A 15,673-nucleotide genomic window follows, 5' to 3' on the forward strand; every position below is an offset into this window, starting at 1 on the left:
ACACCCCCGGCGACGAGGACGGGTTGGCCGAGAGCGTGGGTCCCGACTCCCTGCGGTAACTTCTGCGCATGGCCCTCAAGCAGTCCGTCCTGCACGACCGCCACGTCGCTCTCGGGGCGAAGTTCTCCGAGTTCGGTGGCTGGGAGATGCCGCTCCAGTACGCCGGCGTCGTCCCCGAGCACACGGCGGTCCGCGAGGCCGTCGGCATCTTCGACGTCAGCCACCTCGGCAAGCTGGTGGTGCGGGGTGACGGGGCCCGGGAGTTCATCAACTCCTGCTTCACCAACGACCTCGGCCGGATCGCGCCGGGGCAGGCGCAGTACACGCTGTGCTGCGACGAGTCCGGCGGTGTCGTCGACGACCTGATCGTCTACCTCAAGGACGACGACCACCTGCTGCTGGTGCCGAACGCGTCCAACACCGCCGAGGTCGCCCGGCGGCTGACCGAGAAGGCCCCGGCCGGCATCACCGTCACCGACCACCACGAGACCCACGCGGTGCTTGCGGTGCAGGGCACGAAGTCCGACGAGGTGCTCGCCGCCCTCGGGTTCCCGACGGGTCACGACTACATGGCGTTCGCGGAAGCCCCGTACGAGGGCGAGGACGTGGTGGTCTGCCGCACCGGCTACACCGGCGAGCGCGGCTACGAGCTGATCGCCCCGAACGCGGTGGCACCGGCGCTGTGGGACGCGCTGCTGGCCGCGGGTGCGGCGTACGGGATCCAGCCGTGCGGCCTCGGTGCCCGCGACACCCTGCGGACCGAGATGGGCTACCCGCTGCACGGCCAGGACATCAGCCTGGACATCACCCCGGTGCAGGCGCGCCTGGGCTGGGCCGTCGGCTGGAAGAAGGACGCGTTCTGGGGCAAGGCCGCGCTCGAGGCCGAGAAGGAGGCCGGCCCGAAGGTGCTGCTGCGGGGCTTGGTCGCCACCGGCCGCGGCATCGCCCGCCCGCACATGTCGGTGCTGATGACCCGCGACCTTCCGGTCGGCGAGGTCACCTCGGGCACGTTCTCGCCGACCCTGAAGAAGGGCGTGGCGCTGGCGCTGATCAACGCGCAGATCGAGGAGGGGGCCGAGGTCACCGTCGACGTCCGTGGACGCGCGGAGATCTTCGTGGTCACCAAGCCGCCGTTCGTCCAGACAGGAGTCCGTGAGTCCTGATGACCAACGTCCCCGAGCCGAACACCGCGTTCGTGTCGTCCTCCTCCACCGTGCCGTGGTGGTGGTCGTGCACGGACTCCGACGGTCGCGTCGTCGAGCCGGCCGACGGCCGCCAGGAGTTCCCCACCCGCAGCGACGCCGAGTCGTGGGTCGGGGAGTTCTACGCAGACCTGGCCGAGGAGGGCATCGCCGCGGTCACCCTGTTCGAGGGTGAGCGCGAGGTCTACGGCCCGATGAGCCTCGAGGCCTGACCGACCTCAGACCGGCTTGCCGCCGAGCTTCACCTTCGGCTTCGGCAGCCGCATGAACCGCAGCTGCAGCATCCGCACGAACGCGTAGAAGGTCGTGCCGCGCAGGTTCTCGTCGGGGAACTTCGCCTTGAGCGCGCGCCGCAGCCGGAAGCGCAGCAGCAGGGTGTCGACCAGGAGCAGCAGGATGCTGGCTGACCAGATGTAGCTGGTCACCGCGGCCACGGTGCTGCCGGTCTTCGCCGCAGAGCCGACCATGATCAGGATCAGGACCGGCAGCAGGAACTCGGCGAAGGTGATCCGGGAGTCGACGTAGTCGCGCACGAACCGCTTGACCGGGCCCTGGTCGCGGGCCGGCAGGTAGCGCTCGTCGCCGGCCTTCATGCCCTCGCGCATCTTGCGGTTGGACTCGGTGCGCTTCTCGCGCAGCAGCTTCTGGGCGGCCTTCTTGTCCATGCCCGCGCGCGCCCGCTCGCTAGCGGCGGCCTCGGCCTCCTTGCGGCTGGGGGTCGGTCGACCCTTGCCGGAGGTGGCGGGGGACTGGTTCTCGGTGCTACCGGACAACGTCAAGCCTTCTCAACTACGAGGAACGGGTTCGCGTTGAAGGGTACCGGTCAGTCCTTGTGCGAACGCCCCGGCAGGTCCAGCATCCGCTGCAGCGCCACCTTGGCCCAGCGCTCGGTCTCGCCGTCGACCTCGATCTGGTTCACGACGTTGCCCTCGACCAGGGACTCCAGCGCCCAGACCAGGTGCGGCAGGTCGATCCGGTTCATCGTCGAGCAGTAGCAGACGGTCTTGTCCAGGAAGGCGATGTTCTTGTCCGGGTGCGCGTTCGCGAGTCGCTTGACCAGGTTGAGCTCGGTGCCGATGGCCCACGACGAACCGGCCGGGGCCGCCTCGATCGTGTTGATGATGAACTCGGTGGAGCCCACCAGGTCGGCCTTGAGGACGACCTCGTGCGCGCACTCCGGGTGGACCAGGATCTGCACGTCCGGGATGGTCGCGCGGAGCTCGTCGACGACGTCGGCGGAGAACCGGCCGTGCACCGAGCAGTGGCCCTTCCAGAGGATCATCTTCGCTGCCCGCAGCTCCTCGGCGGTCAGCCCACCGTTCGGCTTCAGCGGGTTCCAGACCACGCAGTCCTCGAGCGAGTACCCGAGCTTGAGCACCGCGGTGTTGCGGCCGAGGTGCTGGTCGGGGAAGAACAGCACCTTCGCGTCCGGCTTCTGCGCGAACGCCCACTCCAGGGCCACGTCGGCGTTGGATGAGGTGCAGACCGCGCCGTCGTGCTTGCCGCAGAACGCCTTGATGTCGGCCGAGGAGTTCATGTACGTGATCGGCACGACCTGGTCGGCCACGCCCGCGTCGACCAACGCGTCCCAGGCGTCCTCGACCTGGGCGAGCCGGGCCATGTCGGCCATCGAGCAGCCGGCGGCGAGGTCGGGGAGGATCACCTTCTGGTCCGGCGAGGTCAGGATGTCGGCGGACTCGGCCATGAAGTGCACGCCGCAGAAGACGATGTACTCGGCGTCCGGGCGCGCTGCTGCGTCCCGGGCGAGCTTGAAGGAGTCGCCGGTGACGTCGGCGAACTGGATGACCTCGTCGCGCTGGTAGTGGTGCCCCAGCACGAACACCTTCTCGCCGAGGGCGGCCTTCGCGGCCTCCGCGCGCGCGACCAGGTCCGGGTCGGAAGCGGCCGGCAGGTCGCCGGGACACTCGACCCCGCGCTCGGCGGAGAGGTCGGTGCCCTTGCCCAGCGGGAGCAGCGGCAGGTCGATCGTGGTCATGCGTCCATCCTCCCACGGTGGATCTGTGCCCAACGTCTGGGGAACAGCCGCAGCGAGCCGGTGATTCCGGATAGGCAAGGATGATCGGGTGCGCGTCGTGATCGCTCCGGACAAGTTCGCCGGGACCCTGACCGCCGTCGAGGCCGCGGAGGCGATCGCCACCGGCTGGCGGCGACGGCTTCCCGGCAGCGAGGTCGTCACCGTGCCGATGTCCGACGGCGGCCCCGGGTTCGTCGACGTGCTGCACTCCGGCCTCGGTGGTGAGCTGATCGCGGTCACCGTGCCCGACCCGTACGGCGACCCGGTACCCGCCGCGGTCCTGCTGGTCGGCGGAACGGCGTACCTCGAGTCGGCGCAAGCCGTGGGGCTGCACCTGACCCCGCCGGAGGAGCGGCGCCCGATGCTCGGGTCCAGCCGCGGTCTCGGGGAGCTGATCCTCGCGGCCGTCCGATCCGGCGCGACCCGGGTGGTGGTCGGGGCTGGCGGCACGGCTACCAACGACGGGGGAGCCGGGCTCCTGGCCGCTCTCGGTGCCACCGCGACCGGCGCAGTCCTGGACGCCGGACCGGCGGGGCTGGAGGGTCTCGACACCGTCGACCTCGCGCCGGCGCGGGCCGCACTGGCCGGGGTCGAGCTGGTGCTCGCCTCGGACGTCGACACCCAGCTGCTCGGGCTGGTCGGCGCGACCAAGACCTACGGGCCGCAGAAGGGCCTGTCCGAGGAGGAGCTGCTGGTCGCTGACGCGCGTCTCCAGCGGTTCGCGGAGGCCACCGACCGCAAGCTGGCCGGAGAGAAGGGGGCCGGAGCCGCCGGCGGGATCGGGTTCGCGCTGCTCCTGCTCGGTGCCATCCGGAAGCCGGGCGTGGAGATCGTCGCCGAGGCGGTGGATCTCGCGGCCGCCCTGGCGAGCGCCGACCTGGTGATCACCGGCGAGGGCTCCTTCGACTTCTCTTCGCGGGCCGGGAAGGTGCCCTACGGGGTGGCGCAGCTCGCAGGCGAGGCCCTGCGGCCGTGCATCGCACTGGCCGGTCAGGTGCTGGTCGGCTCCCGGGAGATGCGGGCGCTCGGGATCGAGGCCGCCTACTCGCTGGTCGAGCGGGTCGGGGAGGAGCGGGCCTTCGCCGCCCCGGCCGACGCGCTGGCCGACCTGGCCGAGCGCGTGGCGCGAACGTGGGGCCGGGAATAACCACAGATGTGCGAAGATTGAGCCTGTTGAACGGTTCCGCGAGGGACCCCCACGATCACATTGGAGACACCATGACCGAGCAGGTCGAGACCGCCCCCGAGAGCGCGACTGAGACTCGCGCGGACAGCATCAACGTCACCGACGGTGCTGCTGCGAAGGTCAAGAGCCTCCTCGAGCAGGAGGGTCGCGACGACCTGGCCCTGCGCATCGCCGTCCAGCCGGGTGGCTGCTCGGGTCTGCGCTACCAGCTGTTCTTCGACGAGCGCTCGCTCGACGGCGACGTCATCACCGACTTCAACGGCGTCAACGTCGTGGTCGACAGGATGAGCGTCCCGTACCTGAACGGCGCCACGATCGACTTCGTCGACAGCATCGAGAAGCAGGGCTTCACCATCGACAACCCGAACGCCACGGGCTCCTGCGCCTGCGGCGACAGCTTCCACTGATCTGAAACAGAGAAGGGCCGCACCCCCGGTGGGTGCGGCCCTTCTTTGCGTGTCAGTCGAGGTGCAGACGGATCCGGTTCGCCAGCTGGGCGGCGGTCTCCGTCACCGTGAACACCGGCTTGGTGAACACGCGGATCACGTCGGTCGCTGCCGGCAGGCCGAGGGCCTTGGGCGAGAAGCGCTGCTCCGGGATGCCCATCTCGGACGCGCAGGCGGAGCAGTCGGAGTGCATCTGCACCGCGGTGTCCTGGTCGTCGTACGCGAGTCGCTCGTAGGTCATACCAGCGACGTTATTGGCTACTTCTGAGTACTCCTACGTCTACCGGCCGGTAGGCTCCAGAGTTCACGGAGCGCTAACAAACGCGCAACGTTCGCACCCCTTTCCCCGCCCCAGACTGAGGACCCATGCCGCTTCTGATCGCCGGTTCCATCGCCACCGACCACCTGATGTCCTTCGACGGGAAGTTCGCCGACTCGCTCGTCGTCGAGCAGCTCGAGAAGCTGTCGGTGAGCTTCCTGGTCAACGACCTCGAGATCCGCCGCGGCGGTGTCGCGGCCAACATCTGCTTCGGCCTCGGCCAGCTGGGTCTCGCGCCCGTCCTGGTCGGTGCCGTGGGCGAGGACTTCGCCGACTACAAGTCCTGGCTCCAGCGCCACGGCGTCGATTGCGAGTCGGTGCACGTCTCGGACTCCAAGCACACCGCCCGGTTCGTCTGCACGACCGACACCACGATGGCCCAGTTCGCCTCGTTCTACCCGGGCGCGATGAGCGAGGCCCGGCTGATCGAGCTCGCCCCGATCGTCGAGCGCGTCGGGGCTCCCGACTTCGTGCTGATCGGTGCCGACGACCCGGACGGCATGCTGCGCCACACCGACGAGTGCCGCCAGCGCGGCTACCGGTTCATCGCGGACCCGAGCCAGCAGCTCGCCTTCGGCGAGGGCGACCTGATCCGCCAGCTGATCGACGGCGCGACCCTGCTGTTCTCCAACGAGTACGAGTCGCACCTGATCGAGCAGAAGACCGGCTGGAGCGCCGAGGAGATCCTCGACCTCGTGGGCACCCAGGTCATCACCCTGGGCAAGGACGGCGTGAAGATCGTTGCCAAGGGCCAGGACCCGATCGTGGTCCCGGCGCTGAACAACGTGAACGCGGTCGAGCCGACCGGCGTCGGCGACGCGTTCCGGGCCGGCTTCCTGGCCGCGACCGAGTGGGGCCTCTCGCACGAGCGTGCTGCGCAGGTCGGCTGCACCATCGCGGCGTACGTCGTGGAAACGGTGGGCACCCAGGAGTACACCTTCACCCGCGAGGAGTTCGTCGCGCGCCTCGGCGCGTCCTACGGCGACGACGCCGCGGCCGAGGTGGGCAAGTACCTCAGCTGACCGTCCGTGCTGGTTGCTTGTACTGAGCCTGTCGAAGTGAGCCCGTCGAAAACCGGGTGAGACCGATGCAGACCTACGAGAGGCGGCGTACCCGGTACCGGGGTACGCCGTCTTCTGCGTTGTCGGCGCCGACGTACTCCTGGTCACGCATCCGGCACCACGCCGGTACGTCGACGCCCGCCGCGATGTCCTCGGTGACGACGGCGATCTGATCCCCGACGGCGACGTCGGTGAGGTGCTTGGCCAGCTCGATGATCGGGCGGGGGCAGAGCATCCCGCGACAGTCCAGCTCGAGCCCGATCTCCGGATCGCTCACAGGCCCGCGTCCTGCCGGATCTTGCCGACGACCTCGGGCAGGGCTGCGACGAGACGGTCGACGTCGTCCTCGGTCGTGTCCCGGCCGAGCGAGACCCGCAGGTTGCCGTGCGTCAGGGCGCCCATGGCGGCCAGCACGTGACTCGGCTCCAGCGTGCTCGCGGTGCAGGCCGACCCGCTGGCGACCGCGAACCCACGGCGGTCGAGCTCACCGACGATGCTCTCGCCGTCGACGTAGAGGAAGGAGAAGGTGACTAGGTGGGGGAGCCGGTCGACCGGGTCGCCCACCACCTCGGTGTCCGGGATCGCGGCGACGCCGGCCCGGAGGCGGTCGACCAGGGCGAACTGGCGGCGGTTCAGCTCGTCCCGCTCGGCGACCACGGCCTGGAGCGCGGCGGCTGCGGCGAGCGCCAGGGGGACGCTCTCGCCCTCGATCGGGAACTGGTCGACGTCGTCGGCGACGAACGGATGGCGCCAGCGCGCTCCCTTGCGGACCAGGAGCAGCCCGACTCCGCCGGGCCCGCCCCACTTGTGCGCGGACGCGGCTGCGGCCGACCAGCCCGGGGGGAGTGGCAAGCGTCCGGCCGAGGCGCCCGCGTCGACGAAGAGGGGGTGCTCCCCGGAGACCGCGGCGATCTCGCCGAGCGGCTGGAGGGTGCCCACCTCGTGGTTGGCCGACTGGATCGCCACCACCGCGCGCTCATCGGACCGGCCGAGGGCCTGCGCGACGGTGTCGGGGGAGACGCGCCCGAACGCGTCGACGGGAAGCTCGTCGTGGCTGCCGCCCTGGGCGTGGTGCCAGCGCGCGGCGTGCAGGACGGCGGAGTGCTCGACCGCTGAGGTCAGCAACCGGCGACCGCGGCGTGCCTGCCCGGCGAGCAGTCCGAGGAGGCCGAGGTGCACCGCCTGGGTCCCGGACGCCGTGAAGGTGACCTCGTCCGGGCGCACGCCGAGCGCCTCCGCGGTCGCGGCGCGGGCGTTGTCCAGCATGATCCGGGCATTCCGGGCAGGGCCGTGCAGCCGGCGCGGGTCGGCGTACCCGGCGTCCAGGGCCTGCTCGAGGACCGCACGGGCAGCCGGGTGCAACGGCTCGCCCGAGGCGCTGTCCAGATAGGTGGTCACAAGGGAAAACTAGCGCTCAGCGGGGTACGGCGACGGGTGGTGAAAGGCACACGCGTCCAAGGGGCCACCTGTGCGTCACTGCCGGCTCGGCCAGTAGTAGGGTTCCCCTGTTCGTCTCAAGCAGGATGTTCGCCTCAGAGAGAGGGCTCGTTCGTGGGTCTGGAAGTCCCCAAGCGCGCGCGGAAGCTCATCATCGGAGTCCTTGCCGGCTCCGCTGTGCTGTTCCTCAGCGGTTGCTCGGTCGATGAGCACAACGACGTCAAGCGCCTCGCGATGCCGGTGCCGGCGACCAAGGAAGCCCAGGGCATGTTCGACCTGTGGCTGTGGTCGTGGCTCGCCGCGATCATCACCGGTGTCATCGTCTGGGGCCTGATCTTCTACTGCGTGGTCCGCTACCGGCGCCGCTCCGAGTCGGAGATCCCGGTGCAGACCCGGTACAACCTGCCGATCGAGATCTTCTACACCGTCGCCCCGGTGATGATGGTCATCGTCTTCTTCTTCTTCACGGTGCAGACCCAGGACGACGTCCTGCACGCGCCGAAGGACCTGACCGCGGCGAACGCCAAGGCCGACCTCAACGTGACCGTGGTCGGTCAGCAGTGGTCGTGGACCTTCAACTACGCCAAGGGCAGCTCGGTCATCGACGGTCTGCCGGCCGACAAGCACGCGCTGTGGGAGTCGGGCACCACCGCCAACCGGCCCACGCTGTGGCTGGTCAAGGGCCAGAGCGTGTCCTTCGACCTGTTCTCGCCGGACGTCATCCACTCGTTCTGGGTGCCGGCGTTCCTGTTCAAGATGGACGTCGTCCCCGGTCGCCAGGCGCAGAACCACTTCACCCTGACCCCTGACCGTTCCGGCACGTTCGACGGTCGTTGCGCCGAGCTCTGCGGCGTCTACCACTCGCGCATGCTCTTCAACGTGAAGGTCACCGACCAGGCGTCGTTCGACCAGCACATGCAGGAGCTCAAGGACAAGGGCAACGTCGGCATGAACCTCGGTGGCTCGCAGGTCACCACGGTCGCCGGGCTCAAGAGCAACGGAGGAGAAGAGTGACCGCGGTCTCTGACGCGCCCGCCGTGGGCGCACCCACCCGGACCCTGGGTCAGCAGGTCGTTCGCATCCTGACGACGACCGACCACAAGCTGATCGGGAAGCTCTACCTCATCACGTCGTTCGCGTGGTTCATGGTCGGCGGCCTGATGGCCCTGCTGATCCGTTCCGAGCTCGCGTTCCCGGGCCAGCAGCTGGTCAACGACGAGGTCTACAACCAGCTCTTCACCATGCACGGCACGATCATGCTGCTGCTGTTCGCGACGCCGCTGTTCTTCGGCTTCGGCAACGTGGTGATGCCCCTGCAGATCGGCTCTCCCGACGTCGCGTTCCCGCGACTGAACATGATGAGCTACTGGATGTTCCTCTTCGGCGGCCTCATCGCCGCCTCGGGCTTCCTGACCCCGGGCGGTGCCGCCGACTTCGGCTGGTTCGCCTACGCGCCGCTCTCCGACGCCGTCCGCTCGCCGGGCGTCGGTGGTGACCTCTGGATCATGGGCCTCTGGCTCGCCGGTCTGGGCACCATCCTCGGTGCGGTCAACTTCATCACCACGATCATCTGCATGCGCGCACCCGGCATGACCATGTTCCGGATGCCGATCTTCGTCTGGAACACGCTGGTCACCAGCCTCCTGGTGCTGATCGCGTTCCCGATCTTCGCCGGCGCGCTGCTCTCCCTGGAGGCCGACCGCAAGCTCGGTGCGCACGTCTTCGACGCCGTCCACGGCGGCCCGATCCTGTGGCAGCACCTGTTCTGGTTCTTCGGCCACCCCGAGGTGTACATCATCGCGCTGCCGTTCTTCGGCATCGTGACCGAGATCCTCCCGGTCTTCAGCCGCAAGCCGATCTTCGGCTACGTCGGCCTGGTCGCGGCGACGCTCGGTATCGCGATCCTCTCGGTCGCGGTGTGGGCCCACCACATGTTCGTCACCGGCGCGGTCGACCTGCCGTTCTTCTCCGGCATGACGTTCCTGATCGCGGTGCCAACAGGCGTGAAATTCTTCAACTGGATCGGCACCATGTGGGGCGGGTCGTTGAGCTTCGACACGCCCATGCTCTGGTCCGTCGGCTTCCTGACCACCTTCCTCTTCGGTGGTCTGACCGGCATCATCCTGGCCTCGCCGCCGCTGGACTTCCACGTCTCCGACTCCTACTTCGTGGTCGCGCACTTCCACTACGTGGTCTTCGGAACCGTGGTGTTCGCGATGTTCGCCGGCTTCTACTTCTGGTGGCCGAAGATGACCGGGAAGATGCTCGACGAGCGCCTGGGCAAGATCCACTTCTGGCTGCTGTTCGTCGGCTTCCACACCACGTTCCTGGTCCAGCACTGGCTGGGTGTCGAGGGCATGCCGCGCCGGTACGCCGACTACGCGGCCAAGGACGGATTCACGACGCTGAACCAGATCTCCACGATCGGCGCCTTCCTGCTGGCGTCCTCGACGCTGCCGTTCCTCTACAACGTCTACAAGTCGCAGCGCTCGCCGAAGGTGACCGTGGACGACCCGTGGGGTTGGGGACGTTCGCTCGAGTGGGCCACCAGCTGCCCGCCGCCGCGGCACAACTTCGTGTCCATCCCGCGGATCCGCTCGGAGTCGCCGGCGTTCGACCTGCACCACCCGGAGATCGCGGCGCTGGAGTACGACGACAACGACAACCTCGAGGGCGGCGGCATCGCCGACGCCCCTGAGATGGAGGGCCGCAAGGCCAACCTCGAGGACAACGAAGGGAACGACAAGTGAAGGCCGAAGCGTGGACATTCATCGTCTGCACCTTCTTCTTCGTGCTGTTCGCCCCGGCGTACTGGCTGGTCACGGGTGACCCGACGGGCACCTCAGCACTGGTCATGACCTCGCTGCTGACCCTGCTGGTCAGCTTCTACCTCGGCTTCCACGCCAAGCAGATGGAGCCGCGGCCCGAGGACCGCAAGGACGGCGAGATCGCCGACGGCGCCGGCGAGCTGGGCTTCTTCCCGCCGTACAGCTGGTGGCCGATGTGGTGCACGATGTGCCTGGCCACCATCGTCCTCGGCGTGGTCATCGGCTGGTGGCTCGTGATCATCGGGGCGACGCTCGGCGCGGTCGCGCTGTCCGGCCTGATCTTCGAGTACTACCGCGGGGAGCACGCTCACTAAAGCGGTACGAACCCACGCATCTCACGCCCCGGCGGGCTCTCCGCCGGGGCGTGATGCGTTCCACGGACGGATGGTCCGGGCGGACCTTGTTCGCTTGTTACCCTTGTGAGGTCCACCAGGCTTGTAATTGTGTTGGGGAGAAGCATGCGTTCGCGTCGTATCTGGGCTGCGTCCTCGGTCGCCCTGCTGATGGCGTTCGCCACGGCCTGCGGAGGGAGCTCGAAGAGCCCCGGAACCAACCCGCAGCCCGGTGGCGCGCCCAGCTCGTCGGCAGCCGCCACGTCCGCGGCTGCGATCTCCTCCAGCATCGCCTCCGGTGCGGTCAACGTGAAGGTGAACCGGTCGGTCCGCCTGAACGTCGTCGACGGCACCTTCAGCTCGGTCTCCGTGGAAGGCGGCGGCCCGCTCGCGGGCGAGCTGTCCGCTGACAAGCTGAGCTGGCAGAGCACCGGCCGCCTCCAGCCGGGGGTCACCTACCGGATCAACGGCGTCGCGGTCGACGACAAGGGTCTGCAGAAGATCTACACCGCGCGCTTCCGCACCGAGAAGCTCTCGCTGGACAAGCAGACCTACCCCAGCTTCTTCCCGCAGCCGGGCGCCACGGTCGGCGTCGGGCTGCCGGCGATCATCAAGTTCGACGTGCCGGTCAAGGACCATCGCTCGATCCAGCGCCACCTGAAGGTGACCACGGTTCCGGCCCAGGCCGGCGCGTTCCATTGGATCTCCGACACCGAGGTGCACTGGCGGCCGGCGAAGTACTGGATCCCGGGCACCAAGGTCACCGTGCGGGCCGACATCGACAGCGTTCCGGCCGGTAACGGCGTCTTCGGCCAGAAGAGCCGGAGCAGCTCGTTCACCATCGGCCGCTCCATGATCAGCAAGGTCAACACCAAGACCGACCAGATGCAGGTCTTCAAGAACGGCAAGCTGATCAGGACGATCCCGATCACCACCGGCCGGCAGCCCGAGTTCACCACGCGCTCCGGCACGAAGGTGATCATCGAGAAGGACCGTCGTCACGACATGAACTCGGAGACGATCGGCATCGACCCGAACGGCCCGAACGGCTACAACCTCAAGGGCGTCGAGTTCGCGATGCGGCTCACCTACTCGGGGGAGTTCATCCACGCGGCTCCGTGGTCGGTCGCCTCCCAGGGTCACGCCAACGTCAGCCACGGCTGCACGGGTATGAGCACGGCGAACGCGGGCTGGCTCTACAGCAACTCGATCGTCGGTGACGTCGTCGAGTACACCGGCACGAGCCGGATGATGACGCTGACCAACGGCATCGGTGACTGGAACCTGCCTTTTAGCCAGTACAAGCAGGGCTCTGCTCTCTGAGCTGACACAGCAGAAGGCCGGCGCCCCTAGGTGCGCCGGCCTTCTCGCGTTCTTGGTCAGGCGTTGGACCCGTGCAGGTTCTTCGCCGTCGCGGAAGCCTTGACCTCGCCGGGGTCGGGGTAGGTGCCGAAGAGCCGGTCGGCGGTCGCGGTGCTGGTCACCGTGAACCAGTAGTGCTCGTTCTTGTAGTGGTGCAGCCGGTGGTTGCGCCAGATCGCCTTGTAGGTCGCGGACTTCGGCTTGTAGTCGCTGTGGATCAGGTAGTGCGACCACTCGTAGATCAGGCCGGTCGCGGCGGTGGCGAAGAGGAACGTCAGCCCCTGGCCGAGCCGGGGGAATGCGTAGATCGCGATCGCGAACTCGCCGGCGATCACCGCGATGAGCGAGCGCCACGGGATGAAGACCAGCGGGATGTTGCGCGGGTCGGCGTGGTGCCGGCGGTGGTCGCGCGCCAGCTCGCTGTCGATCTTCACACCGGCGACCTTGAACGGCTTGAAGTGCAGGATGAAGACGTGGATGACCCACTCCAGGACCGGGAACGTCGCCACCAGGATCACCGGTGCCCACAGGTCGGAGAGCCGCCAGTCGCCCTCCGCGACGCGCCAGCTGGCGGCGGTCAGCAGGGTCGCCAGGATCATCCAAGGGCTCGGGTGCTTGAGGAACTCCACGAAGGTCTGGCCGAGGCCGACGGTGGCCCGGCGCGAGCCGGTGATCCGGGACTCCTCGGCCGCCAGGCGCTCCTGGGCGAGAGCCTCGATCTCGGGGGACGGCTTGCTCATGGTGTTGCTCCTTCAGGGTCGTCCTCGTAGTCGGAGAGGAAGTTCACGATGGCCACGGTGGCGGGACGCAGCAGAGCGTCGGCCGCCGCGGCAGCCGCAACGCCGTTGCCGGCGAGCACCGCGGTCCGGATGCTCTGGTAGCCCTCGAGCTGGCTGACCTCGGCGTCCAGCAGTGGTGCCAGCGGCTCGATGGCCGGCTCGTAGGCTTGGCGCAGGTTGTTGAACATCAGCCGGAACACGATCGAGTCGGCGCAGTCCACGACCACGTCCCAGAACGCCAGGGCGGCGTGCTGACGCTCGACAGGTGTCTCTGCGGCCTCCAGGGCGGTCAGAGCGGCTCCCAGCGCCTCTCCGGCCGGTTGCGGCGCGTGGGCGGCCCGTTCGGCAGCCATCCGGGCCACGTCCGGGCCGATGGCCAGCCTCGCCTCGATGATGCTGCGCGCGACCGCCGTGTCCAGCTCGCCGTCGCGGACCAGCAGCCGGGGGAGCAGGTCCAGCCCGGCGTGCTTCTGGTAGTCCCGCACCGTGGTCGACCCGCCGTGACGGACCTCGACGAGGCGGGTGGCGGACAGGCGCTGGAGCGCCTCCCGAACGGCCGGCCGCGAAACCCCGAGCAGCTCCGCGAGCCGGCGCTCGCTGGGGAGGGCTTCCCCGGGCTCCAGGGACCCGTCGACGACCGAGCTGATCAGCTGCTCGAAGACGTCGTCGGGCACCAGGCGCTTGGTGATGGGCGTCAGTTCCACGAGACCACTCTCGCCCCCGAGAGGTCAGGTGGTCAAGTGGTCAGACCAGTTAGTGAGACACCTCACTCAGCCGTAGCAGCGCTGCGAGCCGGTCGTCTGGATCAGGAGCTCGGAGACCTTCTTGTCCTGGCCGATCCCGATCTCGTACTCGCTCCCTGTACTGATGGGCACGTGCCAGTACCCGTCGACGCCGTCCCGGTGGCCGTTCGGGTACGCGGCCTTGACGTCGTCCTCGGTCGATCCGATCCCGATGCCCTCGGGTGTGTAGAAGCCGTCGTTCGCGAAGATCGCGATCACCTTTCCCCGGGTCATCGCCACCTCCTTGAGCGGGTCGTTGTCGCTGCCGACGACGTTCGGCTTCGTCACCGTTGCGCAGTCGCCTTCTGGATCTCCGGTGATGGTGCCTCCGACGCCGCGGACCTGCTCCGTGGTCTGGCCGATCTTGAAGGCGAAGGCCCATGTCGGGCCGAACTGCTTGCTCGCGTCGAAGCAGTCTCCTTCGATGAACGAGTGCGGGATGTCGTAGCGGTCCAGGTCCGCGCAGGTGAACTGCTCCTGGGTGGTGACGACCTCCTTCCAGGTCCCGTCGACCTTCTTCCAGATCGCGGCGTAGCCGGTCGGGCAGAGGAATACGCTGCCGACGGCGTACCCCGCCTGGGCGAACTTGCTCACGTAGACCGCGGCGTTGTTGGCATCGGCGCAGGCCCCGGGGTCGGTGGCAGCGGTCTTTTCTGCGTCGGCGTGCAGCCGAGCCACCTCCGCGATGATGAACTCCTTGAAGTCGTCCGTGGTGCCCTGGAGCAGAGCCGCGTCGGACTCCTTGTGTACGCCCTGTCCGTTGCCCGGGAAGGTAACCACCGCTGGGGCAGGGGCCGGGGTGTAGCAGTCGCCGGCGAACCCGTCCGGGACGTCGTACCGCTCCAGGTCGGCACACACCCACTCGTCCTGGGTGTACAGGGCCTCCCGCCAGGTGCCGTCCTTCAGCGCCCAGATCGCTTGGTACCCGCCACAGCCGCCCACTCCGCCCCAACCGAGGCCGGCCGAGCTGTACTTCATGACGTCGATCTCGGCGGTCTTGCAGCCGGAGTCGAAGTCCTTCTGCCAGACGCCCTTGATGAAGGTCTTGAAGTCGTCGCTGGTACCGACGAGCTTCGCGGTGTCCTCCGGGGCCTTGATGGCGACTCCGCCGTTGGGGAACGCGACGATCGTGGTGCTCGGCGTCGGGCTCGGTGTCGGCGTCGGGGTGACCTCGCCGGTGGGCGGGGCAGCCTTGCCGTCGTCCTTGGTGGCGATCAGGGCAGTCGGGATAACGGCTGCGGCCACCACGACGGCGGCGATGACGCCGTACATCGTGTTCTGGCGCCGACGGCGCTGGTCGCCGAGGCGGCGGACAGCGGCAGGGTCGAGGGGGTTCACGGGGACACCTCCGGTCCCGAAGTTCGTCAGTGCTTCGATCGGGTCGCGGGTGGGTTCAGACATGGTTGGCTCCGGTCGCGTCGGTGCCGGCGGTGGCCAGCAGGCTTGCCAGGGCGGTGCGGCCGCGCGAGAGGCGGGCCTTGATGGTCCCTTCGGGGACGCCGACCTCGCGGGCGACGTCCTGGACCGGCAGATCGACCAGGTGGTGCAGCACCAGGGCCTGGCGCTGCTTGTCGGGCAACTGCTGGAGCGCTGCGAGGAGCGCCACCCGGGTCTCGTCCACGGGTGCCGCGTACGGCGCGGAGGAGAGGGCCCGGTCGGCCGGCCTCGCGGCCAGCTTCTTGCGCCTCCAGCGGCTCACTGCCAGGCGGTACGCCGCGGTGCGGACCCAGGCCTCGGGATGGTCGGCCTTGGCCAGCTTGCCGCGGTGCTGCCAGGCACGCACGAATGCTTCCTGCACGCACTCCTGTGCTTCGTCGCGGTCACCGATCATCGCGTAGAGCTGACCGGTGATGCGCCCGAAGGAGGAGGTGTAGAACTCGTCGAACTCCGCCTCGTCCATGGGG

18 protein-coding genes are annotated in these 15,673 nt (G+C 68.6%); 9 read left to right on the forward strand and 9 right to left on the reverse strand.

The genetic code is table 11. The features are described from left to right. Positions 1-68: 68 nt before the first annotated feature. The gene (gene gcvT, locus EFL95_RS08325; protein WP_123233541.1) at positions 69-1,163 is read left to right on the forward strand and encodes a glycine cleavage system aminomethyltransferase GcvT; all 1,095 of its coding nucleotides are present in this window, start codon (positions 69-71) and stop codon (positions 1,161-1,163) included. Beyond that, a complete protein-coding gene (locus tag EFL95_RS08330; protein ID WP_342773190.1) occupies positions 1,163-1,414 on the forward strand; it encodes a hypothetical protein in 252 nt (83 codons plus the stop codon). The genes gcvT and EFL95_RS08330 overlap by 1 nt, the downstream gene beginning before the upstream one ends. 6 nt (positions 1,415-1,420) lie before the next feature. On the opposite strand, the gene EFL95_RS08335 is transcribed toward EFL95_RS08330, so the two are convergent. Both EFL95_RS08335 and nadA read right to left on the reverse strand, forming a co-directional pair. Beyond that, entirely contained in the window at positions 1,421-1,975 is a 555-nt protein-coding gene (locus tag EFL95_RS08335) for a DUF3043 domain-containing protein (protein ID WP_246004856.1), read from the reverse strand. A gap of 50 nt (positions 1,976-2,025) precedes the next feature. Continuing rightward, a complete protein-coding gene (gene nadA, locus EFL95_RS08340; RefSeq protein WP_123233543.1) occupies positions 2,026-3,198 on the reverse strand; it encodes a quinolinate synthase NadA in 1,173 nt (390 codons plus the stop codon). Between the two features lie 88 nt (positions 3,199-3,286). On the opposite strand from nadA, the gene EFL95_RS08345 reads away from it, so the two are divergent. Both EFL95_RS08345 and erpA read left to right on the forward strand, forming a co-directional pair. After that, on the forward strand, positions 3,287-4,384 hold the full coding sequence (locus EFL95_RS08345; protein WP_123233544.1) for a glycerate kinase family protein: 1,098 nt from the start codon (positions 3,287-3,289) through the stop codon (positions 4,382-4,384). Positions 4,385-4,455: 71 nt separating this feature from the next. After that, positions 4,456-4,830, forward strand: a complete 375-nt coding sequence (gene erpA, locus EFL95_RS08350; RefSeq protein WP_123233545.1) for an iron-sulfur cluster insertion protein ErpA — start codon at positions 4,456-4,458, stop codon at positions 4,828-4,830. Positions 4,831-4,882: 52 nt separating this feature from the next. On the opposite strand, the gene EFL95_RS08355 is transcribed toward erpA, so the two are convergent. Continuing rightward, the gene (locus EFL95_RS08355; protein ID WP_123233546.1) at positions 4,883-5,110 is read right to left on the reverse strand and encodes a hypothetical protein; all 228 of its coding nucleotides are present in this window, start codon (positions 5,108-5,110) and stop codon (positions 4,883-4,885) included. Positions 5,111-5,235: 125 nt separating this feature from the next. On the opposite strand from EFL95_RS08355, the gene EFL95_RS08360 reads away from it, so the two are divergent. Continuing rightward, complete coding sequence (locus EFL95_RS08360; protein WP_123233547.1) at positions 5,236-6,210, forward strand: carbohydrate kinase family protein; 975 nt, start codon at positions 5,236-5,238, stop codon at positions 6,208-6,210. A gap of 73 nt (positions 6,211-6,283) precedes the next feature. On the opposite strand, the gene EFL95_RS08365 is transcribed toward EFL95_RS08360, so the two are convergent. Together EFL95_RS08365 and EFL95_RS08370 are read right to left on the reverse strand one after the other, a co-directional pair. Next, positions 6,284-6,526: a sulfurtransferase TusA family protein gene (locus tag EFL95_RS08365; protein WP_123233548.1), complete on the reverse strand. Its 243-nt coding sequence runs from the start codon at positions 6,524-6,526 to the stop codon at positions 6,284-6,286. Next, a complete protein-coding gene (locus EFL95_RS08370; protein ID WP_123233549.1) occupies positions 6,523-7,647 on the reverse strand; it encodes a cysteine desulfurase family protein in 1,125 nt (374 codons plus the stop codon). The genes EFL95_RS08365 and EFL95_RS08370 overlap by 4 nt, the downstream gene beginning before the upstream one ends. Before the next feature lie 153 nt (positions 7,648-7,800). On the opposite strand from EFL95_RS08370, the gene ctaC reads away from it, so the two are divergent. From ctaC to EFL95_RS08390, 4 genes are all read left to right on the forward strand, one after another. After that, the gene (ctaC, locus tag EFL95_RS08375; RefSeq protein WP_246004857.1) at positions 7,801-8,700 is read left to right on the forward strand and encodes an aa3-type cytochrome oxidase subunit II; all 900 of its coding nucleotides are present in this window, start codon (positions 7,801-7,803) and stop codon (positions 8,698-8,700) included. Then, positions 8,697-10,436: an aa3-type cytochrome oxidase subunit I gene (gene ctaD / locus EFL95_RS08380; protein WP_123233550.1), complete on the forward strand. Its 1,740-nt coding sequence runs from the start codon at positions 8,697-8,699 to the stop codon at positions 10,434-10,436. Before ctaC ends, ctaD begins: the two co-directional genes overlap by 4 nt. Further along, positions 10,433-10,828 (forward strand): cytochrome c oxidase subunit 4, encoded by a 396-nt coding sequence (locus EFL95_RS08385; protein WP_123233551.1) that lies wholly within the window; start codon positions 10,433-10,435, stop codon positions 10,826-10,828. Before ctaD ends, EFL95_RS08385 begins: the two co-directional genes overlap by 4 nt. 144 nt (positions 10,829-10,972) lie before the next feature. Next, positions 10,973-12,169 (forward strand): L,D-transpeptidase, encoded by a 1,197-nt coding sequence (locus EFL95_RS08390; protein WP_123233552.1) that lies wholly within the window; start codon positions 10,973-10,975, stop codon positions 12,167-12,169. A gap of 56 nt (positions 12,170-12,225) precedes the next feature. On the opposite strand, the gene EFL95_RS08395 is transcribed toward EFL95_RS08390, so the two are convergent. From EFL95_RS08395 to EFL95_RS08410, 4 genes are all read right to left on the reverse strand, one after another. After that, on the reverse strand, positions 12,226-12,948 hold the full coding sequence (locus tag EFL95_RS08395; protein WP_123233553.1) for a sterol desaturase family protein: 723 nt from the start codon (positions 12,946-12,948) through the stop codon (positions 12,226-12,228). Beyond that, positions 12,945-13,691 (reverse strand): FadR/GntR family transcriptional regulator, encoded by a 747-nt coding sequence (locus EFL95_RS08400; RefSeq protein WP_123233554.1) that lies wholly within the window; start codon positions 13,689-13,691, stop codon positions 12,945-12,947. The genes EFL95_RS08395 and EFL95_RS08400 overlap by 4 nt, the downstream gene beginning before the upstream one ends. A 66-nt stretch (positions 13,692-13,757) precedes the next feature. Further along, positions 13,758-15,170: a hypothetical protein gene (locus EFL95_RS08405; protein ID WP_123233555.1), complete on the reverse strand. Its 1,413-nt coding sequence runs from the start codon at positions 15,168-15,170 to the stop codon at positions 13,758-13,760. Next, a complete protein-coding gene (locus EFL95_RS08410) occupies positions 15,163-15,669 on the reverse strand; it encodes an RNA polymerase sigma factor (protein ID WP_123233556.1) in 507 nt (168 codons plus the stop codon). The genes EFL95_RS08405 and EFL95_RS08410 overlap by 8 nt, the downstream gene beginning before the upstream one ends. Positions 15,670-15,673 lie beyond the last annotated feature (4 nt).

Source organism: Nocardioides marmorisolisilvae (assembly GCF_003725775.1).
Lineage (GTDB): Bacteria > Actinomycetota > Actinomycetes > Propionibacteriales > Nocardioidaceae > Marmoricola > Marmoricola marmorisolisilvae.